Here is a 25,852-nt window from a genome sequence, read left to right as displayed (position 1 = left end):
AGACCCGCCCATGATCGCCAATACCCCCATCCGATCCGAGCGCATTGCTGCCGATATCGAGGCGCTGGCCGCCATCACCGAGCCCGGCCGTCCCTGGACCCGTCGTGCCTTCACTCCAAGATTTCTCGAAGGCCGGGCCTGGCTGGAACAGGCCATGCAGGCCGTCGGCGCTGTCACCCAGATCGATGCCGCCGGCAATCTGATCGGCACCATCCCGGGCAGTCGCCCCGAGCTGGGCACCATCATGCTCGGCTCGCACTCCGACACTGTCCCCGATGGTGGCCGCTTTGACGGTATTGCCGGGGTGATCGCCGCCCTCGAAGTGGCGCGGGCGCTGCGCGATCAGGGCAGGGTGCTCGAGCATACCCTCGAAGTGGTGGATTTTCTGGCCGAGGAGGTCTCGATCTTCGGGGTCTCCTGCATCGGCAGCAGGGGCATGAGCGACACGCGCCCGCTGGATTGGTTGACCCGGGAGAGTGACGGCACAACGCTGGAAAAGGCCATTGCGGCTGTCGGGGGCAACCCGCATCGCTCGGCCTGGCGTGATGACATCAAGGCCTTTCTCGAATTGCACATCGAGCAGGGGCCGGTGCTGCAGAATGAGGAAACCGACATTGGTGTGGTCACCGCGATTGCCGGGATCACCCGGATCGAAATCATCGTCGAAGGCCGCGCTGACCATGCCGGCACCACCCCTATGGGGTCGCGCAAGGACGCCCTGAGCACGGCCGCCTGGATTGCCCTGGGGGTCGAGGAACTGGCCAGGGCGCTGGCCGGCGGCGCCGCCCATTTTGCCGCGACCGTTGGCGAGTTCGAAATGAGCCCCAACGCCGCCAATGTGGTCCCCGCCCGTGTGCGCATGCTGATTGATGCCCGGGCCGAACTGCGCCAGGATATGGAGCGTTTCATCGATGAACTGGACCAGGGCGTGGTGGCGATTGCCGACAAGACCGGCGTCACCGTCTCGGTGCCGCGCCTCGTCTCGGACAATTCGCCCACGCCCTGTGATCCCGGCCTGCTCGATATTCTCGATGCCGCCTGCGAAACGGCCGGCGCCAGCCATCGCCGCATGGCGTCGGGCGCCGGGCATGACACGGCCTGGATGGCACGCATCACCAGGGCCGCGATGATCTTTGTGCCCTGCCGCGATGGGCGCAGCCATGCCCCCGATGAACATGCCGCCACCGAGGATATCGCGCTGGGTGCGGCGGTGCTGCTGCAGGCCGTGCTGGCGCTTGATGCCAAACTGCAGGAGGATAGCTGATGGGCCGAATTCTGACCGAAAAGGACGTCGAAGCGGCGGTGCGCGGCGGCTCGGTATATGCCGCCGGCGGCGGTGGCTGGGCCGATCATGGCCGCATGCTGGGCATGGCTGCGGTCAATGCCGGCCAGCCTGAACTGGTCAGCATCGAAGAACTCGACGAGAACGATTGGGTTGCTACCGCTGCCGCCATTGGCGCCCCGGCGTCGACCACGCCCTGGGAAATGCAGGGCGTCGACTACATCAAGGCCGTGCAATTGCTGCAGGACGCATTGGGCGAAAAGCTCAGCGGCCTGATGGTCGGCCAGAACGGCAAGTCATCGACGCTGAACGGCTGGCTGCCCTCGGCCATTCTCGGCACCAAGGTGGTCGACGCCGTTGGCGATATCCGGGCCCATCCCACTGGCGACATGGGCTCGATCGGCATGGCCGGTTCAGCTGAACAGATGATCCAGACCGCCGTCGGCGGCAATCGCAGCGAGAACCGCTATATCGAGCTGGTGACGCGCGGCGCCACGGCGAAAGTCTCGCCGATCCTGCGCACCGCCGCCGACATGTCGGGCGGTTTCATCGCCTCCTGCCGCAATCCGCTACGCGCCAGCTATGTGCAACGGCACGCCGCGCTGGGCGGTATTTCGCTGGCGCTCAAGCTGGGCGAGGCCATTCTGGCCGCCCAGGGCAAGGGCGGCACGGCCATCATCGACACCATCGCGAAAACCACGGGCGGTACCATTCTGTGCGAGGGGCGGATCACCGACAAATCGGTGCTCTACACCAGGGAAGCCTTCGATATCGGCACGGTAACGCTCGCGTCGGGCGACATGCTGCACGTGATGAACGAATACATGGCGGTGGACGACAAGGGCGGCGCCCGGCTGGCAACCTTCCCCGATGTCATCACCACTCTCTCGGTGGATGGCGAGCCGCTCAGCGTCGGGCAGCTGGAGGTCGGCATGCAGATCTTTGTCCTGCACGTGCCCAAAACCGTCATTCCACTCAGCTCATCGGTCCTCGACCCCACGGTCTATCCTTTCGTTGAGGAACGCATGGGGATCGAGCTGGCCAAATATGCGCTGGATCTGGGTCGGCAGGCGAGTGATGCCGACCCCAGCAACACACGCGGAGTAACACCTCCCCCTTGACGGGGGAGGTTGGGAGGGGGTGGGGTTTGGCCCGGATATCGGGGCCAACCGCCCCCCACTCTTGATCCCTCCCCGCAAGGGGGGTGTCGACTGATAGATGCCGACCGCAATTGTCGCTCTTCCTGCGGGAAGAGAGGAGAGCCAGACATGCCCACACCCAACCCGCGTCACCCGAATTTCCCCATTCCCGGCGGCCCGGAGCTGCGCGCCAGGGGCTGGCGGCAGGAGGCGCTGCTGCGGCTGCTGGAAAATGTGCTCAGCGTCGGCGAAAATCCCGAAGAGCTGATCATTTACGCGGCGCTGGGCAAGGCGGCGCGCAACTGGGCCAGCCACAGGGCCATCGTCAAAACCTTGCTGGAAATGGACGAGGACCAGACGCTGATCATCCAGTCGGGCAAGCCCATCGGCCTGCTCAAGACCCACGCCAGGGCGCCGCTGGTCATCATGGCCAATTGCAACATTGTCGGGCAATGGGCCAGGGCCGAGGTGTTCTATGAACTCGAGAAGAAGGGCCTGATCTGCTGGGGCGGGCTGACCGCTGGTGCCTGGCAGTATATCGGCAGCCAGGGCGTGATCCAGGGCACCTATGAGATTTTCATGCGCATCGCCGAAAACCGCTTTGGCGGCAGCCTTGCGGGTCGCTTCATTCTCACCGCCGGTCTCGGCGGCATGGGTGGCGCGCAGCCGCTGGCCGGGCGCATGGCGGGGGCAGCCATCCTCTGCGTCGATGTCGATGCCGAGAGGGCGGCCAAGCGCCAAGAGATCGGCTATCTCGAAGCCATCGCCCCCGACCTCGATACGGCGCTGGCGATGATCGACAGGGCCGTGGCCGAGAAACGGGCGACCTCGATCGGGTTGGTCGGCAATGCCGCCGACATCTATCCCGAGATCGCCCGCCGCGGCATCGTGCCCGATATCGTCACCGACCAGACCAGCGCCCACGACCTGGTCTATGGCTATGTGCCCAAGGGCATGAGCATGGCCGAAGTAAAGCGCCTGCGGGTGGAAGGGCCGGGCCAGTTGATGGCGGCCAGCCAGGCCTCCATCGTCGACCATGTCCGCGCCATGCTGGCCTTCCAGCAGGCCGGCAGCGAGGTGTTCGACAATGGCAATCTGATCCGCACCCACGCCAGGGCGGGCGGGGTGGAAAATGCCTTCGATATCAAGATTTTCACCGAGGCCTATCTGCGACCGCTCTTCGCCCGCGCCATCGGCCCGTTCCGCTGGATGGTCCTGTCGGGCGACCCGGAGGACATTCGCAAGATCGACGACACGCTGCTGGCGATGTTCCCCGACAACACAATCGTCACCAACTGGATTGGCTTGGCGCGTCGGCATGTGCCGTTCGAGGGGCTGCCGGCGCGGATCGCCTGGCTCGGGCATGGCGAGCGCACCGCACTGGCCCGGGCCGTCAACACCATGGTCGCGGACGGCACACTTGCCGGGCCGGTCGCCTTCAGCCGCGATCATCTCGACGCCGGCGCCATGGCGCACCCCAATATCATGACCGAGAACATGCAGGACGGCTCGGACGCCATCGCCGATTGGCCCATTCTCGACGCCATGCTGCTCTGCTCGTCCATGGCCGACCTCGTCGTGGTCCATTCCGGCGGTGGCGGCTATGCCGGCTACATGACCTCGGCCGGGGTCACGGTAATCGCCGATGGGACAGAACAGGCTACAGAACGGCTAACACATGCTTTGACCAATGATACCGCCCTCGGCGTGATGCGCTATGCCGACGCGGGATATGCCGAAAGCCTGGACGAGATTGCCCTGAAGGGCATCGGACATATCAGGGTGGGGTAGCGCCCCACCCACAGGTCATTTGCACCCTCGCCAGGTGGCACTATTGCTAACATATTGCTAGGCGCTCGCCACCAGAGCAAGACGCCCGGAATCTGCCCGTTTCAGCGCATCACCCACGGCAAAGATGGTCGGCGCCGACAGCGGGAATGCGGTCACGGCAGCGACCGCTTCGCCCACTGTGCCGCGCCAGACCTGCTCATCAGCCCGGCCGACATTGCCGGCGATAACCGCTGGTGTTTCAAGGCTCATCCCCTGCGCCCCAAGGCGGCTGACGATTTCGGGCAGGGTGCGGCGGCTCATATAGTAGACGCTGGTGGTCGCCGGGTCCGAAAGCGCCTGCCAGTTCAGCGTTTCCGGCAGCCCGCCCCGGCGCGAATGGCCGGTAACAAAGCGCACCGATTGGGCGTGGTCACGATGGGTCAGCGACAGATTGAGCCGGCTGGCCAGCGCCAAAGCCGCAGTAACGCCGGGCACTACCGCCACCGCAATACCATGGCGCTCCAGCATGTCGATCTCTTCGCCAGCCCGGCCAAAGATCATCGGGTCACCCGATTTGAGGCGAACCACGTGCTTGCCCTGCCGCGCCAGGTTCAGCATCATGGCGTTGATATCTTCCTGCTTGCAGCTCTCGCGCGCCGCGCGCTTGCCCACCAGCAGGCGCTTGGCCTCGCGGCGGGCCAGTTCCAGCACTTCGGCCGACACCAGGTCGTCGAACAGGATCACATCGGCCGATTGCAGCGCGCGCACCGCCTTGATGGTCAGCAGATCGGCATCGCCAGGCCCCGCGCCCACCAGCGTCACCCGTCCAGGGGCCGGGGTCTTGCCAGCGCCGGTAATTCTCGCGTCGGCAGCGGTCGGGCCAGCATCACCAAAGGCCCGCTCGGCGAGCTTTTCCCAGAACGCCCGGCGCTGCGGACCTGCGTCGAGCTGCGCCATGACGGCGCCGCGCACGTCCTGCGCCAGCCTGGCCCAGGCGCTCAGCGTGTGCGGCAGCAATGTTTCGATCCGCCGGCGCACCGCTTGCCCCAGAATGGGCGCCGCGCCCGCCGTGGAAACCCCGATCACCACCGGTGAGCGATTGACGATGGCGCCAAACTGGAACTGGCAAAAGGCCGGGCGGTCGATGACATTGCAGGGTACGCCTTCATGCCGCGCGGCGTCGACAAAGGCGGCCGCCTCGTCGTCATCTTCGATGTCGGCAACGGCAAGCGCAGCGCCGGAAAGGTCCGAGGGCGCCCAGTGGCAGTCAACCAGGCTGATGCTGCCGGCGGCGGTGCCGCTTTCGGCCAGCGCGATAAGCTCCTGGCACCATGTCTCGACGGGGGCCAGCACCTGCACATGCGCGCCGGCAGCGGCCAGCAGCTCGATTTTCCAGGTGGCGGGCTCCGAGCCGCCAATGGCAATCACCCGCTTGTCGATCAGATCGAAGAACACCGGCAGAACAGCCAGTGGCGCAATGCGTGCTTTATTCGGCTGCGGCGAGACAATGCGCATCGATAATCCCCCTGATTTCTGCGCGGCAGGAGCCGCAATTGGTGCCGGCCCTGGTGCAGGCGCCGACGGCTTCGACGGTGACGCAGCCCTGGTCGGTCACGGCGGCGGCAATGGTGTTGGCGCCCACCGAGAAGCAGGAGCAGACAATGGCGCCAACGTCGGGCATGTCGGCGCCTGGTCGGCCAGCCAGCACGGTTGAGGCGGTGAGCGCGTCGGCACTGAGCAGGCTGACCGCCCATTGCCGTGACACCAGCACCGGATCGGGCGCGGCATAGAGGGCCACGACAAGGCGACCCTCCTGCAGCACGGCAAAACTGCTGCGGCCAGAGCGGGCGTCGCTCATGGTTTCGATCTGGGCGTCGTCCGGCAGCGCAAAGGCGCTGCGCAGCCAGGCGCCCCAGTCCGACGGTTGCTCCCGCCAGGCCACTTCGCCGCGCAGGCCGCCAATGGCCGCTGCGACCGCCCAGTATTCCATGTCGAGAATTGGCCGATGGGTAGCGACGAAGAAGCCATAGAGCGTGGTGTGCAGGGGTTCGGCATGCACTTCGGCCATCTTGAGCGCCGGTTGCCCGGAGACCGGATCGACCTTGGCAGCAACCAACGCATCAATGCGGCCATTGGAGGCGAACTGGTCGGTCCAGTGCATCGGCACAAACAGATGCCCACGCCGTTGCCGATCGGTGACCAGAGCGCGGACAATTGCACTGCCGTGTCGGTTGGAGAGCCGTACCAAGGTGGCCCGATGAATATTGAGCCGCGCCGCGTCAGTCGGGTGAACCTCAACGAACGGCTCGGCATAGTGGGCCGACAGGCGTGCGGTTTTGCCCGTGCGGGTCATGGTGTGCCAATGGTCGCGCACCCGCCCGGTATTGAGGATGAAACGGCCCGGCGGCGGCGCAAAGGGCGGCGGTGGCAGCACCGGGACAAAGCGCGCCTTCCCGTCGGGGGTAAAGAACTGGCCATCGCCAAACATCCGGGCGCGCGGCTTGCGCCGCACTGGCCATTGGGTCGGTGGCAGGCTGGCGTAATCGGCGTCGAGCAGACCGGACAGGTCGAGGTCGCGACTGCCGTCGTTTTCAAAGGCCGTCAGCGCGGCGTGTTCGGCAAAGATTTCGCCTGGGTTGGCGTAGCTGAAGGCATCGACGAAACCCATGCGCTGGGCGACTTCCTTGATGAGCCACCAGTCAGGACGCGCTTGGCCGGGGAGCGTCAGAAACGGCCGCTGGCGCGAAATGCGGCGTTCCGAATTGGTGACTGTCCCATCCTTCTCGCCCCATCCGGCCGCCGGCAGGCGGACATGGGCGGTGACGCCGGTATCGGTGCTCCCGGTCATGTCCGAGACCACCACAAAGGGGCAGACGGCGAGGGCGGCCCGCACCATATCGGCCTCAGGCATGGAATCGACCGGATTGGTCGCCATGATCCACACCGCCTTGATCTCGCCCCGACCCATGGCGGCAAACAGGTCAACGGCCTTCAGGCCCGGCTCGGTCGCGATACTGTCACTGCCCCAAAACCGCCCGACCCGCTCAATGGCGTCCGGGGTAAAATCCATATGGGCCGCCAGCGTATTGGCCAGCCCGCCCACTTCACGCCCACCCATGGCATTGGGCTGGCCGGTAACCGAGAACGGCCCCATGCCGGGCCGTCCGATCCGGCCCGTCAGCAAATGGCAGTTGATGATGGCATTGACCTTGTCGGTACCGGATGCCGATTGATTGACGCCCTGCGAATAGACGGTGACCGCTTTTTCGGTACGCGCGAACCAGTCGTAGAACAGGGCAATGGCTTTCTCGGCCAGGCCGGTGACGGCGGCCACGCGCGCCAGGTCCCAGTCTTCGGCAATCAGCAACGCGGCGTCCACGCCGCTGGTGTGATCGATAACAAAGTCGGGGGCCGCGATGCCGGCATTGGCCAGATGGGCCAGGAGGCCGACAAACAGCGCGCTGTCACCGTCGGACTGCACGGCCAGGTGCAAATCGGCGATGTCGGCGCTGACCGTGCGGCGCGGATCGATCAGTACGACCCGCATGTCGGGCCGCTCCGCCTTGGCCTTGACGATGCGCTGATACAGCACCGGATGGCACCAGCCCAGATTGGAGCCCACCAGCACGACCAGATCGGCCAGCTCAAGATCTTCGTAATTGCCCGGCACGGTATCAGAACCAAAAGCCCGCTTGTGGCCGGCCACCGAAGAGGCCATGCAGAGCCGTGAATTGGTGTCCATATTGCCCGAGCCGATGAACCCCTTCATCAGCTTGTTGGCCACGTAATAATCCTCTGTCAGCAGCTGGCCGGAGCCATAAAACGCCACTGAATTGGGTCCAAACGCGTTGATTGTCCGCTTGAAGGTGTTGGCAACGCGCTCGAGCGCGACGTCCCAAGTGACTCTGACACCATCACTTTCCGGGTAGAGCAGCCGCCCCTCCAGCCCCAGCGTCTCACCCAGCGCCGACCCTTTGGAACACAACCGGCCAAGATTGGCCGGATGCTCGGGGTCGCCGGCAATCGCCACACTGCCATCGGGCTGCGGTGTCGCCAGCACCCCACAACCGACCCCGCAATAGGGGCAGGTGGTGCGCGTCGTGATGTTGGCAACCGGAAGGGTCATTGCTATGCCGCCGAACTGGGCAGTTGGCCCACGGCGCTGCGCTGCGCCCGCTTGTTGCGAATGCGATCAAGGCTTGCCTGATCGGGGTTGGCGCCACCTTCATAGGCCTCCAGGAAGCCCAACAGCTCTTCGCGATAGGCGTAGTAATCCTGGTGGGCGAGCAGAGCCTTACGGGAACGGGGACGGGGCAGGTCCACCTCCATCACATTGCCGATGCGGGCATTGGGGCCGTTGGACATCATTACCACGCGGTCCGCGAGCAGGATGGCCTCGTCGACGTCATGGGTGACGCAGATGGCGGTGACCTTGGTCTTGGCCCAGACCTCCATCAAGACATCCTGCAGCTCCCAGCGGGTGATGCTGTCGAGCATGCCAAAGGGTTCATCGAGCAGCAGTAGCTTGGGCGACAGCGCAAAGGCGCGGGCAATACCGACCCGCTGCTTCATACCATTGGACAGCTCGCTCGCCTGCCGATGCATGGCGTTGCCCAGCCCGACCCGGTTGAGATAGTACTCCACCACATCACGCCGCTCGGCGCTGCTGGCATTGGGATAGACCCGGTCGACACCCAGCGCCACATTCTCCCGCGCCGTCAGCCACGGCATCAGCGAGGGGGCCTGAAACACCACCGCTCGGTCCGGGCCAGCGCCAACCACTTCGCAATTGTCCAGCACGATGCCGCCCGAGGAGATCGGGTTGAGACCTGCGACCATGGACAGCACCGTGGATTTGCCACAGCCCGAATGGCCGATCAGGGTAACGAACTCACCCTTCTTCATCTTGAAGTCGAAACCATCGACCACTGTCAGGGGGCCTTTGGGCGTTGGATAGACCTTGGATACCCGGGAGAACTCGACATAGCCGGCTGCCGTCGGTGAAGCGGCGGCCTTTGCATAGGCGGCAGGGAGCTTCTGCGACTTGTCGCGACTGATCGGCACCACATTGGGCAGGGCGACGTCGCGCTCACCCATCGCATTGCGTCCGGCACCAACATCCATCAGATACTCGGTGATCTTGCGTCGCAACGCGATGAAGCGGTCGTCGCCGTTCAGTGCGGCCCGTTCGCGCGGTCGCTCGATGCCGACCACGAATTCGGGTCCCAGTGTCGCTCCCGGCCCCGGCGTCAGCGGGATCACCCGGTCGGCCAGCAGGATCGCCTCATCCACATCATTGGTGATCAGAATGATGGTTTTCTTCTCGGCTTCCGAGATCAGCGCGAACTCGTCCTGCAGTTTGGAGCGGGTCAAGGCGTCAAGCGCCGATAGCGGCTCGTCCAGCAACAGGATTTCCGGCCGCATCGCCAGGGCCCGCGCCACGGCAACCCGCTGGCGCATTCCCCCCGACAATTCGGCTGGCCGGCGATCAACGGCGTGGGCCAGGCCAACCATGCCGATATAGTGGGTACGTAGCGCGAGCCGCTCGGCCCGGCTCATCGACTTGTGCACCGCATTGATGGCCAGATCGACATTGCCGCCGACCGTCAGCCAGGGCATCAGCGAATAGGACTGGAACACCACGCCGCGTTCCGGCCCCGGGCCGCTGATCTCCCGATTGCGGAGAATGATCCCCCCGCGATCGGGCTCGACCAGCCCCGCCAGCAGGGAAATCAACGTGGTCTTACCGGCACCCGAAAAGCCAAGAATGGCGACAAACTCGCCTTCTTCAACGCTCAGATTTATGCCCGAGAGGACGTCTGCGCGCTTGGCGCCGTCGCCGTAATGCTTGCAGACATCGGACAGTTGGAGAATGACGGACATTGGCGCCTCCTAGCGGTTGGACGAGAAGGTGAAGGCGGTTTGCAGGGTGAACATCACCCGATCAAGCATGAAGCCGATAATGCCGATGGTGAGCACGGCCACGATGATGCGGGCCAGCGAGTTGGACGAACCGTTCTGGAATTCGTCCCAGACGAATTTCCCCAGGCCGGGGTTCTGCGCCAGCATCTCTGCGGCAATCAACACCATCCAGCCCACCCCCAGCGACAGGCGCAATCCGGTGAAGATCAGCGGCATGGCCGAGGGCAGCACCAGCTTGGAGATGGTGGTAAAGGTCGATAGCTGCAGCACCTTGCCGACATTGACCAGATCCTTGTCGATCGAGGCGACACCCAATGCGGTGTTGATCAGGGTTGGCCAAAGTGAGCACAGTGTGACGGTGACCGCCGAGATGATCAGCGCCTTGGGGAAGGCCCCGTTGGCGTCCACATAAACCGCCGAAACGATCATGGTGACGATGGGCAGCCAGGCCAGTGGCGACACTGGTTTGAACAACTGCACCAGCGGGTTGAGTGCGCCATTGAACGCTCGACTGAGCCCCGACGCAATGCCCAACGGCACAGCGATAATCGTGGCGATCACGAAACCCAGACCTACGGTTTTCAAGGATGTAACAATCTGGTCGATATAGGTCGGCTTGCCGGTGAAGCTGCGTGATTTGACATCGTCGGATTTGCCGTCGGTCACCAGCTTGGCGTTGCGCGCATCCTGTCGCTCGTAAAAGGCAGTTTCCTTCGCCCGTTCGTCGACATGGTCCTGCCACAGCGCGCCCGCCTGCTCCCACACCTGCACCGGGCCGGGAATGGCGCCCAGTGAGGTCTGCACCTGCGGCGCAAGTGCCGCCCACGCCATGCCGAAGATCACCAGACCCATCAGCGGAAACACCAGGCTGTCGCGCAGTTCTCCCAGCTGTTCGCGGGGATTGTCGCCCGCCGCGATCTTCAGCAACGGTGTCAGCCAACCCAGCCCGAGCGCGCTGAGCCAGGCTCCGGCCCGGTTGATGCCGGCAAACAGCTTCTGGCGGCGTTCGGCCGAACCTGCCTTGAGGGAAACGTCACTGGCGATACTCATGAGTGTGATCCTGTTTTCGACGCGATGCGGGGGTCGGACCGCAGGGCCCGACCGTGCTTCTCGGGACTACTTCGACGCCGCCGTCTCGCCGGTCTTCAGACCGATCGGCAGGCTGTCGATATAGGCGTTGGGGGTGCGGCCATCGTAGGCAATGCCGTCGATAAATTCGGCCGTGGCAGCGCGATAGCCATCGCTGTCCCAGGGGATGTCGCTCTCGGCGATCATGCCTTCGTCAACCAGCATGCGGGCGGCCTGCAGATAGATGTCAGGGCGATAGACGGACGTGGCGACCTCGGCATACCAGCCGTCAGGTTTGTCTTCAGCGATCTGGCCCCAACGCCGCATCTGCGTCAGGTACCAGACGGCATCCGAATAATAGGGATAGGTCGCAAAATAGCGGTAGAACACGTTGAAGTCGGGCACGTCGCGCTTGTCGCCGGCCTCATATTCGAACGTGCCGGTCATCGAATTGGCGATGACTTCGGCATCGGCGCCGACATATTCCGAGCGCGACAGGATATCGACCGCTTCCAGACGATTGGCGTTGTCGTTCTCGTCCAGCCACTGTGCCGCCCGGATCAGCGCCTTGGTGATGGCCAGCGTGGTATTGGGGTTGGCCTCGACAAACTCGGCCGTCAGCCCGAAAACTTTCTCGGGATTGTTTTTCCAGATTTCATAGTCGGTGATGACCGGAACGCCGATCTGCTTGAACACCGCAGCCTGGTTCCACGGCTCGCCCACGGCATAGCCATCAATGGTACCGGCCTCCATGGTGGAGGGCATTTGGGGCGGCGGCGTCACCGACAGATAGGCCTTGGCGCCGATCTGCCCGGATACATCGTCAGGCGAATAAAAGCCCGGATTGATGCCACCGGCGGCGAGCCAGTAGCGCAGCTCGTAATTGTGGGTGGAGACCGGGAACACCATGCCCATATTGAAGGGGCGGCCCTCATCGGCGAAGCTGTCAATGACCGGCAGCAGCGCCGCTGCGCTGATTGGATGCTGCGGCCGGCCATCGGCATCCATCGCCAGATTGGGCTTCATCATCTCCCACACGACATTGGATACCGTAATGGCATTGCCATTGAGATCCATCGAGAAGGGCGTGACGATATGGGCTTTGGTGCCGTAGCCAATGGTTGCGGCCAGCGGCTGACCTGCCAGCATGTGGGCGCCGTCCAGCGATCCGGTGATGACGCCGTCCAGCAGGACCTTCCAATTGGCCTGGGGCTCAAGGGTTACATAGAGTCCTTCATCCTCGAAATAGCCCTTCTCATAGGCTATCGCCAAAGGAGCCATGTCGGTCAGTTTGATGAAGCCGAATTTCAGCTCATCTTTTTCCACGTCGAGCATTTCCGCATGCACGCTCACTGGCAAAATCAGCCATGCCACAAGCATTCCTGTAGCAAGACTGCGGAAGGCTGGCAGCCTGCAGCGTGAGAAAAGCGGTCTGGTCGTTGTCGTCGTCATTGAATTCTCCATCTGCACCGACCGGAAAACAAAAAAGCTGCCAACTGGATGACGCGAGGGTCGGAGGACCACATGCGAAAACCGGTTGGCAGCTTTGCCTGGTGACGCCCAGCTCTGGACGTCGATCAAAGGAGCGTCTTGGGAGGAGCGCCTTGTGCAGACTTCATTGCAGGAAGTGTGCCAAGTTCAATTGGCGCTATTTTGTCGTTTTCTGTCAGTGCTTTGAGCCGCAAGTCTGAATCTCTTCCGAAAAATCAGAAAGCCCGGTGTGGCTCAAAACAACGCCACTTTGAGCAATTTTTGATCAGACGAAGTATGTGCCTAATTCTTGTTAGATCAGTTTGGGGTTTGATCGGTGATGTAGCGTTCAAGCGCTGCCGGGTCGAAGCTCTGACCGTCGAAAAATCGGTCTGCTCCCATAACCAGCGGACCGGCCGTGCCCGCGATCTCGTAGGCAGTGGCATGCGTGCCGTCGGTTTTGCTGTCCAGGATCGGCACATTCGCGCCCAGCGGCGCCAACGCTGCGCGATAGAGGTCGGGTCGGAAACAGGCCGCAGCGATCGCCGCATCGCTGGCGCCATAGGCCACCTCGCCCCAACGCACCATCTGCGAATAATACCACAACGCATGGCTCTTCCATGGAAAGTTGGCAGCGCTGGCGTGGGCAATGAAAAAATCGGGCACGTGCTGGATTTCACCGGCGCCGATATCAAACTGACCGCTAAGTGCGCGCGCCACAATTTCCGGGCTGGCGTCCAGATATGCTGCCCCCGCCATGATCTGTGCTGTCTCGACAAGATTGGCCGGGTCCGCACACCACTGCCCGGTGCGATAAATAGCGCGGATGATCGACGCCACCAGCTCGGGGTTTTGTTCGGCCCAGCTTGCTCGCATGCCAATCACCTTGTCGGGACTGGCTTGCCAGATGGCGGCCTTGGTGGTCACCATATGCGCGCCCTTGCTGGCTACGCCGATACTGTTCCACGGCTCGCCCACACAATAGCCGTCAAGGCCTCCACCGCCCAGCGCATCGGGCAGCAGGGAAGGCGGCAGCACCACAATCTCGATGTCACGGTCGGGCCGAATGCCGCTCGCCGCTAGCCAGTAGCGCAATTCGTAATTGTGCGACGACGTCTGGTGCACCACGCCAAAACGTAGCTTCCGCTGGGAAGACGCCACAACCCTGGCAAGGGCCGCGCCGGATGGGCCGGCCGCCAGATCCTGCGGCGCGCCATGTTCGGCCATCGCCGTCCAAAGTTCCGTGCTCACCGTGATAGCGTTGTTTCCCAGTCCGCACACCACCGGTGCGATCATCTCGGTAGCAAGCGGCGTCAGGTTCAGGCTGGCTGCCAGCGGCATCGGAGCGAGCATTTGCGCAACATCGAAGTGCCCCAATGCCGCTCGATCGCGGATATTTGCCCAACTGGTTTCGCGCACCAGGGTCAAGTCCAGCCCTTCGGCCTCGGCGAAGCCTTTTTCCCGGGCCAGCACCAGCAGCACGCTATCGAGCAAGGGCAGAAAACCAGCGGTCAAATGGGTCGTGGACATGTGCATTCCTATGGGCCGAGCAGATCAGCGGCGGTGACAAGACTTTGGGCGATGTCGACCATCCTTCGGTTCTGGTTCATGGCAGTTGAGCGGAGCAGGGTGTAAGCGTCGGCCTCGCTCAGGCCGCGCGTTTTGATCAGAATCGCCTTGGCCTGGTCGATGATCTTGCGGTCTTCCAACTCGCTGCGCGCCTGCGCCAGTTCTCGCGTTAGCGTGGCAAAGGCATGAAAACGCGAAATCGCCACGTCAAGAATGGGTTTGATGCGCTCTTTTTTCAGGCCGTCCACGACATAGGCCGAGACCCCGGCCGCGACGGCCTTGTCAATCATGGTGCCATCAGAGCGGTCCACGAACATCACGATGGGGCGCTGAACAGCCCGTGATAGCGAAAAGAAATGCTCCAGCGTGTCGCGCTTGGGATTTTCCAGATCAATGACGATGACATCGGGCGACATGTTCGTGATGGTCCGCGCCACGTCGTTGACATCGTGCATGACTGCTACGCGGCCATGTCCAGCCTCACGCAAACCATCCTCGATGATCGAGGCGCGAAGGTGGTTTTCATCGATGATCAGGATGGAGAGGTCGGGATTGGGCATCGGCAACAGTTACGTCGATGCCCATTAAAACTACAAGTGCAGTTTGTGCACATTTACTATGCAAATATGGATTCAGTTGGTCGCGATCAGTCTCGCGCCATAAATATTGTCGCGATTGGACCAGGATGAACGGATACTGAACGGCCGTCTCAGGGCCGGTTCAAGGCCGGCGGCGCATTCTCTCTCAAGCTAGGCAACGGCTCTTGAGGGAGAGACTGACATGAACAAGCAGCAGGAAAAAGTCGTCATCGCCGCCCTGTGCGGTCTGGTCATCACTGCCGCTGGCGCTTTGGCCGTTCAGCCGGCCATGGCTGCCGGCTACCGCGTGGACCATCTGGCCGCCGTCACTGGCGTTGCCGAGTGGGACCAGCTCAATGTCCGCAAATGGCCTGCCAGCTACTCCCGGAAAACCGGCGCCGTCGCACCCGGCACTGCAGTCTGGGTCGAGCGCTGCATCAGTTTTGAGGCTGGATCGGATTGGTGCCTGGTGGAGCGCTCTGTCACCAGAGGCTGGGTCAATTCGAAGTTTCTGACCCTGATTTACGACACCGATATCTAGGCGCCGGACGCCATTCCATGTCGTGCCGACCTCCACGCCTTCCCATGCAATATTGACTTTTCCGGTCCCGCGCTGTTCTGAAGGCAGCCTGGACCGGAGTTTTTTGATGGATGCCAACCCAATTCTCGCCGAAACCACGCGTGGCAACTGGGTCGAGAACCGGCATCGTGGCGCCTATGTGGTAATCGATGCGGATGGGCGGATCATTGCCTCGGCTGGCGATATCGAGCGGCCGGTATTTCCGCGTTCCGCCATCAAGTCGATACAGGCCCTGGCCATCTTCGCCCGCCACGCCGACGAGCAGTTTCACCATAGTGCTGAAGAGCTGGCGCTGGCCTGCGCCTCGCACACTGGCGAAGACCGCCATGTGAGCGTGGCGTCGGGACTATTGAGCCGCCTTGGCCTGTCTGAAGCCGATCTCGAATGCGGCGCCCATCAGCCAATTGACGCTGCGGCGCGCGCCACGCTGCGGGCGCAGGGCGCCAAGCCGTCCAATCTGCACAATGCCTGTTCGGGCAAGCATGCGGGCATGCTCAGCGTTGCCCGGGCAATGGGGGTGCCGACGGCAGGTTATGCGGGGCGCGAGCATGCGGTGCAGCAACAGGTGCGGGCGGTGATCGAGGCTGTCATCGGTGAGCCCGTGAATGAAGCCAAATGCGGCACTGATGGCTGTTCCATTCCCACCTATGCCGCCCCGCTCCGTGCCTTTGCCCAGGGATTTGCTCGCATGGCTACCGGGCACGGCCTGTCTGCCGAATTGGCTACCGCCGCCACGCGCTTATTCGATGCTGCCACAACTCATCCCCATCTGGTGGCCGGCACGGGCCGTCCCGATAACCTGATCATGGCGGCCTTCAACGGTCGGGTGATGCAGAAATATGGGGCCGATGGCGTGCAATGTGGTGCCATCCGCGACAAGGGCTGGGGCTACGCCCTGAAATGCGACGATGGCAGCATCCCCGCGTCACTGGCCATGATAGCCAGCCTGCTGCTTGAGATCGCAGAACCCGATGCCGGCCAGCGCACCGTGCTGGAGGGTTTTGCTCACCAACCCATCAAAAGCGTGCGCGGCGATCGCGTGGGTGAAATGCGGGCAGTGGTTCGCTAGTGAGCGTCAACTGAGGTTGGCAAGCGTCAGCCTGTTCGAGCGGGGAACTGCTGGGCCGTTGTCTGCTCCGGACCAGGATCGCTCGCCAGGACGTCGACGCGGCAAGAGCGGCGCCACGCCGCCATGGTCATTGGAAAACCGAGTTACGAGTTGTCCCATGCGCGTACGGACGGCTATAAGAACCCAACTTTCAAGGATGGTTGCCAATGCTCGTTGACGACAAGATCTTTCTGGGCACCAGCACGCAGCCGGAATACCTTGCCCTGAAATATGGCAACCGGCACGGCCTGGTCACCGGCGCAACCGGCACCGGCAAGACCGTGACGCTGCAGGTGATGGCCGAGGGATTTTCTGCCGCTGGCGTGCCGGTCTTTGCCGCCGATATCAAGGGTGACCTGTCGGGCGTCGCGAAGATGGGCAAGGCACAGGGTTGGCAGACCCAGCGCGCCCAGGAAATCGGCTTTACCGACTTCAAGGACGACATCTTCCCGGTGATGTTCTGGGACCTGTTCGGGCGGCAGGGCCATCCGATCCGTACCACCATTTCGGAAATGGGCGCTTTGCTGCTCAGCCGTATGCTCGAGCTCAACGACACCCAGGAAGGCGTGCTCAATATCGCTTTCAAGCTGGCCGATGACGAAGGTCTTTTGCTACTTGATCTCAAGGACTTGCGGGCCCTTTTGATCAATGTTCAGGAGCGCGCCAAGGAGATCTCGACCCATTACGGCAATGTCTCGACCGCCTCGATTGGCGCCATCCAGCGCGCGCTGCTGGTGCTCGAGCAGCAGGGTGGCGAGAGCTTTTTTGGCGAGCGGGCGCTGGCTATCGCAGATATGCTGCGGACCGACCGCGACGGGCGCGGCTTTATTTCCATTCTGGCCGCCGACGAGCTGATGCGTTCGCCGCGGCTCTACTCCACCTTCCTGCTCTGGATGCTGAGCGAGTTGTTCGAGGAACTGCCCGAAATCGGCGATGTCGACAAACCCAAGCTGGTGTTCTTTTTCGATGAAGCCCATCTGCTGTTTGACGATGCGCCCAAGGTACTGATCGACAAGGTCGAGCAGGTGGTGCGGCTGGTACGTTCCAAGGGCGTCGGCGTCTACTTCGTTACCCAGAACCCGGTCGACATTCCTGATTCGGTACTGGCCCAGTTGGCCAATCGGGTGCAGCATGCGCTGCGCGCCTATACCCCGCGCGAGCAGAAGGCGGTGCGCGTCGCTGCCGAGACCTTCCGCCCCAACCCAGCCTTTTCCACGGAAGATGTCATCACCCAGCTGGGAATTGGTGAGGCGCTGGTCTCAGTGCTGGAGTCCAAGGGCGTGCCCTCAATGGTTGGCCGCACCATGATCCGACCGCCCTCGGCCCAGGTCGGGCCCATCCTGCCGCAAGAGCGGGCGGCCCTCATGGCGGCTTCGCCGGTGGTGGGATTGTACGATACGGCTATCGATCGCGACTCGGCCTTTGAGGTGCTGGCCCGCTCGGCCCGCGACAAGCAATTGGCCGAAGAGCGCCAGCAGCTGGAAGAGCAGGAACGCAAGAGCGCCGAGCGCACCTATCAGGAGGCGCGACCCGCACGGCGCTCCACCCGCCAGACGCCGGCCGAAGCCGCGATGAATTCGCTGGCCCGCACGGTCGCCAACCGACTGGGGAACGCGCTGGTTCGCGGTATCCTCGGCGGCTTGAAGCGCGGACGGTGACCAGTATGGAGCCCACCAAAAACGGACCTATCCTCGCAGTTTTCGCGTCCAGCAAGGGACCGGGCGACCCCGAGCGTGCCTCGTTGATGAGCCAGACCGGCACCTATTTCGCCAAACGCGGGGCGCAACTGGTCTGCCTGGTAGAAGGCAACAGCATCCCAATTCCGTTGATTACCGCAGCACGGGCGGCCGGCGGGTCCGTGCGGATCGTGGCCGATACCAGTTTCGTGTTGCCGCCAGCGCTGCAGGGCGTGACCGTGGAAGCGTTGGAGGACCAGGCGGCCCGCTTCGAGCGGGTCTCTGCCCTGGCTGACGGACTGGTGGCGCTGCCCGGCTCGCTCTGGTCGGCCACCGAATTGTTCGGGGTCTGGTCGACCGGCAAGACCAAGGGGCGGAACCTGCCCGTGGTCATGCTCAATCGCCACCGTGCCTTTGAAGTCATGCGCGGCTATGCGGCGGACGTGCTGTCGCCGGGATTGCCGGGCCATGAGCGGGCGATCCAGTTTGCCGACAATATAGAAGATCTATGGAGCCGGATCAGCCGGTTGGTCAGCGAAGCCCGCTAGGGAGGCCCAACGCTACAGCCCGGGATGCAGCGGCTTGCGGCGGTCGGGAAATAGCGACACCACATTGTCGGTCACGCGGCGCGACGGCGCCGGCGTCGGGATCGGGGCGAAGATGCGATTGCGCCGCTCGGGCCCGCGATAGCCGCCCAGGGTTCCCACCACGCTGCGGGTGCGAAGCCGGATCTGGATACGCTGCAGCAAGTAGCGCGGCGACATCGGCTTGATCAGCACCTCATCAATGCCCGCGCTGATCGCCTGGGCACGCATGGGTGGCGTGATATTGCGGGTGAGGGCAATCACCGGCACATCCTGGCTGAGCAGTTCGCCATTGAGCCTGATGCTCTCGACCATCTCATGGGCGGGGCGCTCTTCACGGTCGAAATCGCACACCAGCATATCGATGGGAGCGAGGCGCATATAGGCGATGAGTTCGAGTTCGGTCTCGAAAATGCGGACCTTGAGACGGGAGTCACCAGCAACCACCATCGCCAACAAGGACGATAGCGCCGGGCTTGCCGCGATAATGGCAACGACCTTGGCGGATTGTGTCACAAGACCCCCTCAAATAGTAAACAAAGCGTTACCACGCTCTGCCGGGCGGTTGAAGGGGGGCGCAGCACATTGCTGTAAATCGACGGGGAAAAACTCGGACCAAGGCAGCAAAAAACCCGCCAGCGCGCGGCGCTGACGGGTTTGGCATACGGTGGAAAACCGGGGCCTGCGGGTCTTATCGGGCTTCGTCAAACATCAGTTCGACATGTTCCCAGTTTACCAGATTGTCGAACCAGGCTTCCAGGTATTTCGGACGGGCATTGCGGTAGTCGATGTAATAGGAGTGCTCCCAAACATCGACGCCCAGAATTGGGTGGGCGCCGTGGATCAGCGGGGACACGCCATTGGGTGTCTTGGAGACTTCCAGCTTGCCGTTCTTGAGCGAGAGCCAGGCCCAGCCCGAACCGAACTGGGTGGTGCCGGCAGCGATGAAATCGGCGCGGAACTTGTCAAACCCGCCCAGGTCGGCATCGATGGCCGCCTGCAGCTTGGCCGGGAGCTTGTTGCCACCGCCATTGGGCTTCATCCAGTTCCAGAAGTGCACGTGGTTGTAATGCTGGCCGGCATTGTTGAACAGGCCGGCATTCTTGCCGTGTGATTCCTTGACGATGTCTTCAAGCGGCAGGATTTCCAGGCCCGAACCTTCGAGCAGCTTCTCACCATTGGTCACATAGGCTTGGTGGTGCTTGTCGTGATGATACTCAAGCGTTTCGGCCGACATGTAGGGGCCCAGCGCGTCATAGGCGTAGGGCAGGGGTGGTAGGGTGAACTTGGTCGTCATAATGGCCTCCATTTGGCAAAGACGCTGCGGGAAGTAGGGGTGGTATAGGGCGTTTTGATAGCGGCAACAATTAGTTGGAAGTGAATGATCCTTCCAAACCAACCGCATTCAGCGCAAAGGCGTAACACATCGCCGTTTCCTTGAGCCGATCAAAGCGCCCCGAGGCGCCGCCATGGCCGGCGCCCATATTGGTCTTGAGGTATAATGGCGCAGCACCACTCTTGGTTGCGCGCAGCTTGGCCACCCATTTGGCCGGCTCCCAATAGGTGACGCGCGGATCGGTGAGGCCCGCCAGGGCAAAGATCGGCGGATAATCCTGGGCCACGACCTGTTCATAAGGAGCATAGGCAGCGATGCGGGCGTAGTCATCGGACGAGGCCAGCGGATTACCCCATTCGGGCCATTCCGGCGGGGTGAGTGGCAAGGTTTCGTCCAGCATGGTGTTAAGCACGTCGACAAACGGCACCTGGGCCAGAATGCCCCCCCACAGTTCAGGCGCCAGATTGGCAATGGCGCCCATCAGCATGCCGCCTGCCGATCCGCCCTGCGCCACAATGCGGCCCTTGGACGTGTGGCCGGTATCGATCAGCATTTCCGCAGCGGCAATGAAATCGGTGAAGGTGGTGCTCTTGAGCTCGCGTCGCCCCTGCACATACCAGCGATAGCCCTTTTCCATGCCGCCGCGGACATGGGCGATGGCATAGACAAAGCCGCGATCGACCAGCGACAGCGCCGAGATCGAGAAACTTGCCGGCATCGACATGCCATAGGCGCCATAGCCATAGAGCAGTGCCGGGGCCGAGCCATCGAGCACAGTGCCCTTGCGATAGAGCACGGTGACCGGGACCTGCTCGCCATCGGGCGCGGTGGCAAACAGCCGCCGGGTTTCATAATCGTCCGGATTGTGGCCCGAGGGCACCTCCTGTTCCTTGAGCAGGGTGCGGCTGCCGCTGTCGAGATCGACGTCGAAGGTGCGTGACGGCGTGGTGGGAGAGGAATAGGTCAGGCGGAACGTCGCCGTGTCGAATTCGTAGCCCACCGACATGCCCAGCGCGTAGGCCTCCTCGTCGAATTTGACGGTCTCTTCCTTGTTGGTGCGCAGATCGCGCACCACAATGCGGGGCAGGCCATCAAACCGCGCCAGCCGCAGCATGTGGTTGGCGATCAGCACGGTATCGAGGATCAATACGCCCTGCTGGTGCGGCACCAGATCGGTCCAGTTGTCGGCGCCAGGATTGTCGATCGGCGCGGTGACGATCTTGTAGTCCTCCGCGCCGTCCGCATTGGTGCGGATGTAGAGCAGGCCGCCCCGCTCATCGACATCATATTCGCGGTCGGTGACGCGGGGCGCCACGAGGCGCGGCGCGCCGCCCGTGGCAGCGTCGATCAGCCAGATTTCCGAGGTCTGGTGGTCATGCGCATCGATGACGATGAACTTGTCGCTCAGCGTGCGACCGACGCCGACGAAGAAGCCGGGGTCCTTTTCCTCGAAGATGATCGGATCGGTCGCCTGGTCGGTGCCGATGGTGTGCAGGCGCACCCGGTAAGGCCGGTGATTGTCGTCATACTCGGTGTAGTAGATGGCTTGGCTGTCATTGCTCCAGACATAGGAACCAGCGGTATTGGCGATCACCTCCGCACTGTCGCTGCCGGTGGCGAGATCGCGGATGACGATGTCATAGTATTCCGAGCCGGCGCGGTCGGCGGCCCAGGCGAGGAATTTGTGCGCGCGGTCATGTTCGGCGCCGGCAAAGCCGAAATAGCCATCGCCCGCCTCGATATTGCAGTCGAGCAGTACCGCCTCGGCGCCACCATCCCGGGCGGTGCGCACGATCTGGGGATATTGCTTGCCCTCGAGCATGCGCGAATTGTAGGCGAAGGGACCATCAGGCGTCGGGATGCCGCTATCGTCCTCTTTGATGCGCCCGCGGATTTCCTTGTAGATGGTGTCCTGCAATGCTGCCGTCTTGCTGCCGAACTCGGCCTCATAGAAGGCGTTCTCGGCGTCGAGATAGGCGCGGATTTCCGGGTCCAGCGTCTCGGGCTGCTGCATCACCTCCTGCCAATTGGGCGCGCGCAACCAGTGATACGGGTCGTCGCGCTCGATGCCGTGAAAACGGGCGATGTGGGATTTGCGGGCGGCAACAGGTGGCGTGGTCTTGATCATTACAGGTCCGGGCTGGTGGCGCATGGTCGAGCCATGGCTGGCTCTCGCACCGAAAAGTGGTGTGTGCCAGACATAGGGCGGGCGGGGTCCGAATGCCAGAGCGAGGATTTCCCCAACTGATGCCGCCACTTCGTCGCACCCGGACCGTTTTGCCTTGTTCGAGAGCGCTCAATCAGTAAGGTCATCCCACATCAAAACGGCCGCAAGGCCCAACAGCGTATGGAGTTTCACTCTTGGGGCCAGACATTGACGCGAGCATCGCACTGGTGGCGATTGCGCCATTTGTTGCAGCCGCGCTGGCGCCGCTGATCCACCGCTTTACGAAGCCGCTATCGGGCTGGGTGCTGGCGCTGGTTCCGGCCGCCATTTTTGTTTTCCTGGTGACGCTGATTGAGCCAGTGCTGGCCACCGGCGCCATTTCGGCGCGCATTGGCTGGGTGCCAGCCTATGGGCTGGACCTGTCGTTTTTCATCGATGGGCTGAGCCTGACCTTTGCGCTGACCATTTCGGGCATCGGCACGCTGATCGTCATCTATTCGGGCGCCTATCTGGCCGGCCATCCGCATCTGGGGCGTTTCCTGGCCTTCCTGCTCGCCTTTATGGGCGCCATGCTCGGCCTGGTACTGGCCGACAACATGCTGGGCCTGTTCGTGTTCTGGGAGCTGACTGCGATCACTTCCTTCCTGCTGATCGGCTTTGATGCGGTGCGGGCCGCTGCCCGGCGCGGCGCCATTCAGGCGCTGGTGATTACCAATATAGGCGGGATGGCCCTGCTGGCGGGCGTTATTCTGGTGCAGCAACTGACCGGCACCTGGGAATTGAGCGAGCTGCGCGGCATGGAAGATGCCGTGCGCGAGCACGGGCTGTATGGCCTGGTGCTGGCCTGTTTCATCATCGCCGCCTTCACCAAATCGGCACAGTTTCCGCTGCATTTCTGGCTACCCAATGCCATGGAAGCACCGACGCCCGTTTCAGCCTTCCTGCATTCCGCCACTATGGTGCAGGCCGGGGTGTATCTGCTGGCGCGCGCCACGCCCTGGCTGGGCGGTACGGTGGCCTGGACTACAATTCTGGTGTGCTTTGGCGGTGTCACCTTGATCTGGGGCGCGCTGGGGTCGCTGCGGCAAACCGATCTCAAGCAGATGCTGGCGCAGTCCACCATTGCCTCGCTTGGACTGCTCGTGCTGTTGGTCGGGCTGGGTACACAAACCGCCATTGCCGGCATGGTGATCTATTTCGTCGCCCATGCGCTCTACAAGGCCGGCCTGTTCATGGTCGTCGGCGCCATCGACCATGAAGCGGGCACCCGCGAAATTACCGCGCTGGGAGGCCTATCCGGCAAAATGCCGATCACCTTTGCGGCGGCCATTCTGGCCGGACTTTCAATGTTCGGGCTGCCGCCCGCCATCGCGTTTTTTGCCAAAGAAGAGATGTATCTCAACCTGCTCTCGCCGCACTGGCAGGACCTCAGCGTGCTCGCCGTGCTGATCGCGGGCAATGCCCTGCTGGCCGCAGTCGGTGCCCTGGTGGTGATCAAGCCTTTCCTGGGTCCGGTAATGCCAACGCCGAAATCGGCCCATGAAGCGTCGTCCGGCCTGCTCGCCGGCCCGGTCATTCTGGGCCTTGCCGGTATCGCCACCGCGCTGCTGGTCGGCTGGTTTGGCCACACCGTGCTGGAGCCGGCGGCAACCGCCATTCTCAACGAACCGGTCGAGAGCCATCTCACCTGGGCGATCGATTTCACCAAGCCCGTGGTCTGGCTGTCAGTGGCCACCTGGGTGCTGGCCGGGCTGGTCTATCGCTATGCCACGACCATCCGCACCCTGTTGCGGCGCTTCGAGACCCGCCTGGGCTGGACCGCCGACACGGTGTTTGACGCGGTCATGTTCGGCCTGATCCGCTTTTCCGGCAGCGTGACGCGCGTGCTGCATCATGGTCGCCTTGAGCTCTATCTGGTCACGGTGTTCTCTCTGATGGCGCTGGCGCTGATGGTGCCGTTGTTTGCGCTGGGCGGAATCAACGCCTTGCTGCCCACGGCTGAACTGGGCAATTGGGCGGCCCAGCTGCGCTGGCCCCATCTGGCTCCCTATGAGTGGGGGGTGATCATTTTGGCGCTGGCCGGCCTTGGCGCCATCGTCGCCGCGCCAAACCGGCTCTATTCCATCCTGGCGCTGGGTGTGCAGGGTACCGCCGTGGCGCTGATCTTCCTGCTGTTCGGTGCGCCCGATCTGGCCTTCACCCAGCTCATGGTGGAAATCCTCTCGGTGGTGATCCTGGCGCTGGTGATGACCCGGCTCAACCTCGACGAGCGCGACCACCGGCCCTTCGAAGACTGGGCGCGCGACGGCACGCTGGCGCTGGTCTGTGGCGCTGGCGTCAGCCTGCTGCTGATGGTCGTGCTGTCGGGAACGCTTGATACCAGGCTGTCCGATTTCTTCATCGCCACCAGCGTGCCGATCGCCCATGGCGCCAATATCGTCAATGTCATCCTGGTTGATTTCCGTGGTTTTGATACGCTGGGTGAGATCTCGGTGCTGATGGCCGCCGGCATTTCGATCATGGTGCTGCTGCGCAGTCGCAGGGCGCCGGTGGCGGTTGGCTCGCCGGTGCCACCCGCGCCAATTGCACCCAAAATCAAACCCGAGCCGACACAGTCAGCCTGCGCCGCCGCAGCGCCGAGTGCCAAATCAACTGTCAAAGGCGGGGCAAAACCGGCGCCCAAGAGGCCGGCGCCCAAGAAACCCGCAAACAAGAAACCGGCAAGCGAGAATCCGGCGCCCAAGTCGCCATCCTCTGTTGCCAAGCCGGTCACAACCCCACGCCGCAAGAGGGCTGCGCCATGAACACGGTCATCTTCCGTACTATCGCGCCGTTGATCGTTTCCACCATGCTGGTGTTTTCAGTCTATGTCTGTCTGCGCGGTCACAATGAGCCCGGTGGTGGCTTTATCGGCGGACTGATCGCTGCCTCGGCCATTGCCGTGCTGGGCATGGCCTCGAGTGCAGCCGAGGTGCGGCGCGCCCTGCGCTTTGATCCGCTCGGCATCGCTGGCGTCGGCGTTTTGCTGGCTGGCAGTTCCGGCATGCTCTCCATCTTCAACGGCAACCCATTCATGACCAGCATCTGGCTTTATCTCGATATCGCCGGCTCAGTGGTGCCGTTGTCCACCCCGATGCTGTTCGATATCGGCGTCTACCTCGTGGTATTTGGCACCTTGGCTTCAGTGGTCCTGGCTCTCGAAAGCGAAGACGGGGAGAACCTCTGATGGATTATGTAATTGCCGCTCTGGTTGGATGCTTCGTCGCGCTGGGCATCTACATGCTGCTGTCGCGCTCGCTGATCCGCATGCTGCTGGGTATCATGGTGCTGGGCAATGGCGTCAATCTGCTGATCTTCACCGCTGGTCGTCTGACCCGGGAAATTGCGCCGATTGTCCCAAGGGGGCTCGATACTCCCGCCGGGGCGATTGCCAATCCACTGCCGCAGGCGCTGATCCTGACCGCCATTGTCATTGGCTTCGCCATGTTCTGTTTCCTGCTGGTTCTGGCCTATCGCACCTATCAGGCTCTTGACGCCGACAATACCGACACCATGCGCGTTGCTGAGCCCGAGCACGCGCCCAACCCGCCATTGAGTTACTGA

At 62.8% G+C, this 25,852-nt stretch carries 20 protein-coding genes; 10 read left to right on the top strand and 10 right to left on the bottom strand.

Translation table 11 applies throughout. The features are described 5' to 3' along the window. The first annotated feature begins 10 nt into the window (after window positions 1–10). The 3 genes from ABFY71_RS08325 (at window position 11) to ertB (ending at window position 4,212) form a co-directional block, all read left to right on the top strand. Window positions 11–1,264: a Zn-dependent hydrolase gene (locus ABFY71_RS08325; RefSeq protein ID WP_347945544.1), complete on the top strand. Its 1,254-nt coding sequence runs from the start codon at window positions 11–13 to the stop codon at window positions 1,262–1,264. Then, window positions 1,264–2,403, top strand: coding sequence for a thiohydantoin desulfurase (gene ertC, locus ABFY71_RS08320; protein ID WP_347945543.1), 1,140 nt, complete (start codon window positions 1,264–1,266; stop codon window positions 2,401–2,403). The genes ABFY71_RS08325 and ertC overlap by 1 nt, the downstream gene beginning before the upstream one ends. Before the next feature lie 147 nt (window positions 2,404–2,550). Then, complete coding sequence (gene ertB, locus ABFY71_RS08315) at window positions 2,551–4,212, top strand: thiourocanate hydratase (protein ID WP_347945542.1); 1,662 nt, start codon at window positions 2,551–2,553, stop codon at window positions 4,210–4,212. A gap of 57 nt (window positions 4,213–4,269) precedes the next feature. On the opposite strand, the gene cysG is transcribed toward ertB, so the two are convergent. The 7 genes from cysG to ABFY71_RS08280 all read right to left on the bottom strand — a co-directional run bounded on the left by cysG (window position 4,270) and on the right by ABFY71_RS08280 (window position 14,780). Beyond that, on the bottom strand, window positions 4,270–5,706 hold the full coding sequence (gene cysG, locus ABFY71_RS08310; protein WP_347945541.1) for a siroheme synthase CysG: 1,437 nt from the start codon (window positions 5,704–5,706) through the stop codon (window positions 4,270–4,272). Further along, entirely contained in the window at window positions 5,678–8,317 is a 2,640-nt protein-coding gene (locus tag ABFY71_RS08305) for a molybdopterin-dependent oxidoreductase (protein WP_347945539.1), read from the bottom strand. The genes cysG and ABFY71_RS08305 overlap by 29 nt, the downstream gene beginning before the upstream one ends. Before the next feature lie 2 nt (window positions 8,318–8,319). Beyond that, on the bottom strand, window positions 8,320–10,074 hold the full coding sequence (locus tag ABFY71_RS08300) for an ABC transporter ATP-binding protein (protein ID WP_305580239.1): 1,755 nt from the start codon (window positions 10,072–10,074) through the stop codon (window positions 8,320–8,322). Window positions 10,075–10,083: 9 nt separating this feature from the next. Next, entirely contained in the window at window positions 10,084–11,163 is a 1,080-nt protein-coding gene (locus ABFY71_RS08295; RefSeq protein WP_347945538.1) for an ABC transporter permease, read from the bottom strand. Between the two features lie 66 nt (window positions 11,164–11,229). Next, window positions 11,230–12,561 (bottom strand): CmpA/NrtA family ABC transporter substrate-binding protein, encoded by a 1,332-nt coding sequence (locus tag ABFY71_RS08290; protein ID WP_347945537.1) that lies wholly within the window; start codon window positions 12,559–12,561, stop codon window positions 11,230–11,232. A 408-nt stretch (window positions 12,562–12,969) separates the two neighbouring features. Then, on the bottom strand, window positions 12,970–14,181 hold the full coding sequence (locus ABFY71_RS08285; protein WP_347945536.1) for a CmpA/NrtA family ABC transporter substrate-binding protein: 1,212 nt from the start codon (window positions 14,179–14,181) through the stop codon (window positions 12,970–12,972). A gap of 8 nt (window positions 14,182–14,189) precedes the next feature. Further along, complete coding sequence (locus ABFY71_RS08280) at window positions 14,190–14,780, bottom strand: ANTAR domain-containing response regulator (RefSeq protein WP_305580233.1); 591 nt, start codon at window positions 14,778–14,780, stop codon at window positions 14,190–14,192. Window positions 14,781–15,000: 220 nt separating this feature from the next. On the opposite strand from ABFY71_RS08280, the gene ABFY71_RS08275 reads away from it, so the two are divergent. The 4 genes from ABFY71_RS08275 (at window position 15,001) to ABFY71_RS08260 (ending at window position 18,710) form a co-directional block, all read left to right on the top strand. After that, window positions 15,001–15,339 carry an SH3 domain-containing protein gene (locus ABFY71_RS08275; RefSeq protein WP_347945535.1) on the top strand — a complete coding sequence of 113 codons (339 nt, stop codon included), beginning with the start codon at window positions 15,001–15,003 and terminating at the stop codon, window positions 15,337–15,339. 106 nt (window positions 15,340–15,445) lie between these two features. Next, window positions 15,446–16,447 carry an asparaginase gene (locus ABFY71_RS08270; RefSeq protein WP_347945534.1) on the top strand — a complete coding sequence of 334 codons (1,002 nt, stop codon included), beginning with the start codon at window positions 15,446–15,448 and terminating at the stop codon, window positions 16,445–16,447. Between the two features lie 206 nt (window positions 16,448–16,653). Further along, entirely contained in the window at window positions 16,654–18,144 is a 1,491-nt protein-coding gene (locus tag ABFY71_RS08265) for a helicase HerA-like domain-containing protein (RefSeq protein WP_347945533.1), read from the top strand. Between the two features lie 5 nt (window positions 18,145–18,149). Then, on the top strand, window positions 18,150–18,710 hold the full coding sequence (locus ABFY71_RS08260) for an LOG family protein (protein WP_347945532.1): 561 nt from the start codon (window positions 18,150–18,152) through the stop codon (window positions 18,708–18,710). 12 nt (window positions 18,711–18,722) lie between these two features. Here the strand turns inward: ABFY71_RS08260 and ABFY71_RS08255 are convergent, their stop codons facing one another. The 3 genes from ABFY71_RS08255 to ABFY71_RS08245 all read right to left on the bottom strand — a co-directional run bounded on the left by ABFY71_RS08255 (window position 18,723) and on the right by ABFY71_RS08245 (window position 22,210). After that, complete coding sequence (locus tag ABFY71_RS08255; RefSeq protein ID WP_305580224.1) at window positions 18,723–19,262, bottom strand: response regulator; 540 nt, start codon at window positions 19,260–19,262, stop codon at window positions 18,723–18,725. Window positions 19,263–19,437: 175 nt separating this feature from the next. After that, window positions 19,438–20,043 (bottom strand): superoxide dismutase, encoded by a 606-nt coding sequence (locus ABFY71_RS08250; RefSeq protein ID WP_347945531.1) that lies wholly within the window; start codon window positions 20,041–20,043, stop codon window positions 19,438–19,440. Window positions 20,044–20,113: 70 nt separating this feature from the next. Then, window positions 20,114–22,210: a S9 family peptidase gene (locus ABFY71_RS08245; protein WP_347945530.1), complete on the bottom strand. Its 2,097-nt coding sequence runs from the start codon at window positions 22,208–22,210 to the stop codon at window positions 20,114–20,116. Window positions 22,211–22,443: 233 nt separating this feature from the next. On the opposite strand from ABFY71_RS08245, the gene mbhE reads away from it, so the two are divergent. Genes mbhE through ABFY71_RS08230 form a run of 3 tightly spaced genes read left to right on the top strand, consistent with a single transcriptional unit; the run spans window position 22,444 to window position 25,852 of the window. Then, on the top strand, window positions 22,444–25,053 hold the full coding sequence (gene mbhE, locus ABFY71_RS08240) for a hydrogen gas-evolving membrane-bound hydrogenase subunit E (protein WP_347945529.1): 2,610 nt from the start codon (window positions 22,444–22,446) through the stop codon (window positions 25,051–25,053). After that, window positions 25,050–25,475: an MnhB domain-containing protein gene (locus ABFY71_RS08235; protein ID WP_347945528.1), complete on the top strand. Its 426-nt coding sequence runs from the start codon at window positions 25,050–25,052 to the stop codon at window positions 25,473–25,475. Before mbhE ends, ABFY71_RS08235 begins: the two co-directional genes overlap by 4 nt. Beyond that, window positions 25,475–25,852 carry a Na+/H+ antiporter subunit C gene (locus ABFY71_RS08230; RefSeq protein WP_347945527.1) on the top strand — a complete coding sequence of 126 codons (378 nt, stop codon included), beginning with the start codon at window positions 25,475–25,477 and terminating at the stop codon, window positions 25,850–25,852. The genes ABFY71_RS08235 and ABFY71_RS08230 overlap by 1 nt, the downstream gene beginning before the upstream one ends.

The organism is Devosia alba (assembly GCF_039938915.1).
Lineage (GTDB): Bacteria > Pseudomonadota > Alphaproteobacteria > Rhizobiales > Devosiaceae > Devosia > Devosia alba.
Note: the sequence above shows the minus strand (reverse complement) of the source record. Positions and strands in the feature narration are given on the sequence as shown.

Excerpts from the sequence above, each read along its gene's own strand:
- ertB (WP_347945542.1), top strand. The coding sequence starts at position 2,551 with ATGCCCACACCCAACCCGCGTCACCCGAATTTCCCCATTCCCGGCGGC.
- ABFY71_RS08275 (WP_347945535.1), top strand. The coding sequence starts at position 15,001 with ATGAACAAGCAGCAGGAAAAAGTCGTCATCGCCGCCCTGTGCGGTCTG.
- ABFY71_RS08245 (WP_347945530.1), bottom strand. The coding sequence starts at position 22,210 with ATGATCAAGACCACGCCACCTGTTGCCGCCCGCAAATCCCACATCGCC.
- ABFY71_RS08280 (WP_305580233.1), bottom strand. The coding sequence starts at position 14,780 with ATGCCCAATCCCGACCTCTCCATCCTGATCATCGATGAAAACCACCTT.
- ABFY71_RS08295 (WP_347945538.1), bottom strand. The coding sequence starts at position 11,163 with ATGAGTATCGCCAGTGACGTTTCCCTCAAGGCAGGTTCGGCCGAACGC.
- ertC (WP_347945543.1), top strand. The coding sequence starts at position 1,264 with ATGGGCCGAATTCTGACCGAAAAGGACGTCGAAGCGGCGGTGCGCGGC.
- ABFY71_RS08270 (WP_347945534.1), top strand. The coding sequence starts at position 15,446 with ATGGATGCCAACCCAATTCTCGCCGAAACCACGCGTGGCAACTGGGTC.
- cysG (WP_347945541.1), bottom strand. The coding sequence starts at position 5,706 with ATGCGCATTGTCTCGCCGCAGCCGAATAAAGCACGCATTGCGCCACTG.
- ABFY71_RS08305 (WP_347945539.1), bottom strand. The coding sequence starts at position 8,317 with ATGACCCTTCCGGTTGCCAACATCACGACGCGCACCACCTGCCCCTAT.
- ABFY71_RS08230 (WP_347945527.1), top strand. The coding sequence starts at position 25,475 with ATGGATTATGTAATTGCCGCTCTGGTTGGATGCTTCGTCGCGCTGGGC.
- ABFY71_RS08260 (WP_347945532.1), top strand. The coding sequence starts at position 18,150 with ATGGAGCCCACCAAAAACGGACCTATCCTCGCAGTTTTCGCGTCCAGC.
- ABFY71_RS08300 (WP_305580239.1), bottom strand. The coding sequence starts at position 10,074 with ATGTCCGTCATTCTCCAACTGTCCGATGTCTGCAAGCATTACGGCGAC.
- ABFY71_RS08250 (WP_347945531.1), bottom strand. The coding sequence starts at position 20,043 with ATGACGACCAAGTTCACCCTACCACCCCTGCCCTACGCCTATGACGCG.
- ABFY71_RS08325 (WP_347945544.1), top strand. The coding sequence starts at position 11 with ATGATCGCCAATACCCCCATCCGATCCGAGCGCATTGCTGCCGATATC.
- ABFY71_RS08290 (WP_347945537.1), bottom strand. The coding sequence starts at position 12,561 with ATGCTTGTGGCATGGCTGATTTTGCCAGTGAGCGTGCATGCGGAAATG.
- ABFY71_RS08235 (WP_347945528.1), top strand. The coding sequence starts at position 25,050 with ATGAACACGGTCATCTTCCGTACTATCGCGCCGTTGATCGTTTCCACC.
- ABFY71_RS08285 (WP_347945536.1), bottom strand. The coding sequence starts at position 14,181 with ATGTCCACGACCCATTTGACCGCTGGTTTTCTGCCCTTGCTCGATAGC.
- ABFY71_RS08265 (WP_347945533.1), top strand. The coding sequence starts at position 16,654 with ATGCTCGTTGACGACAAGATCTTTCTGGGCACCAGCACGCAGCCGGAA.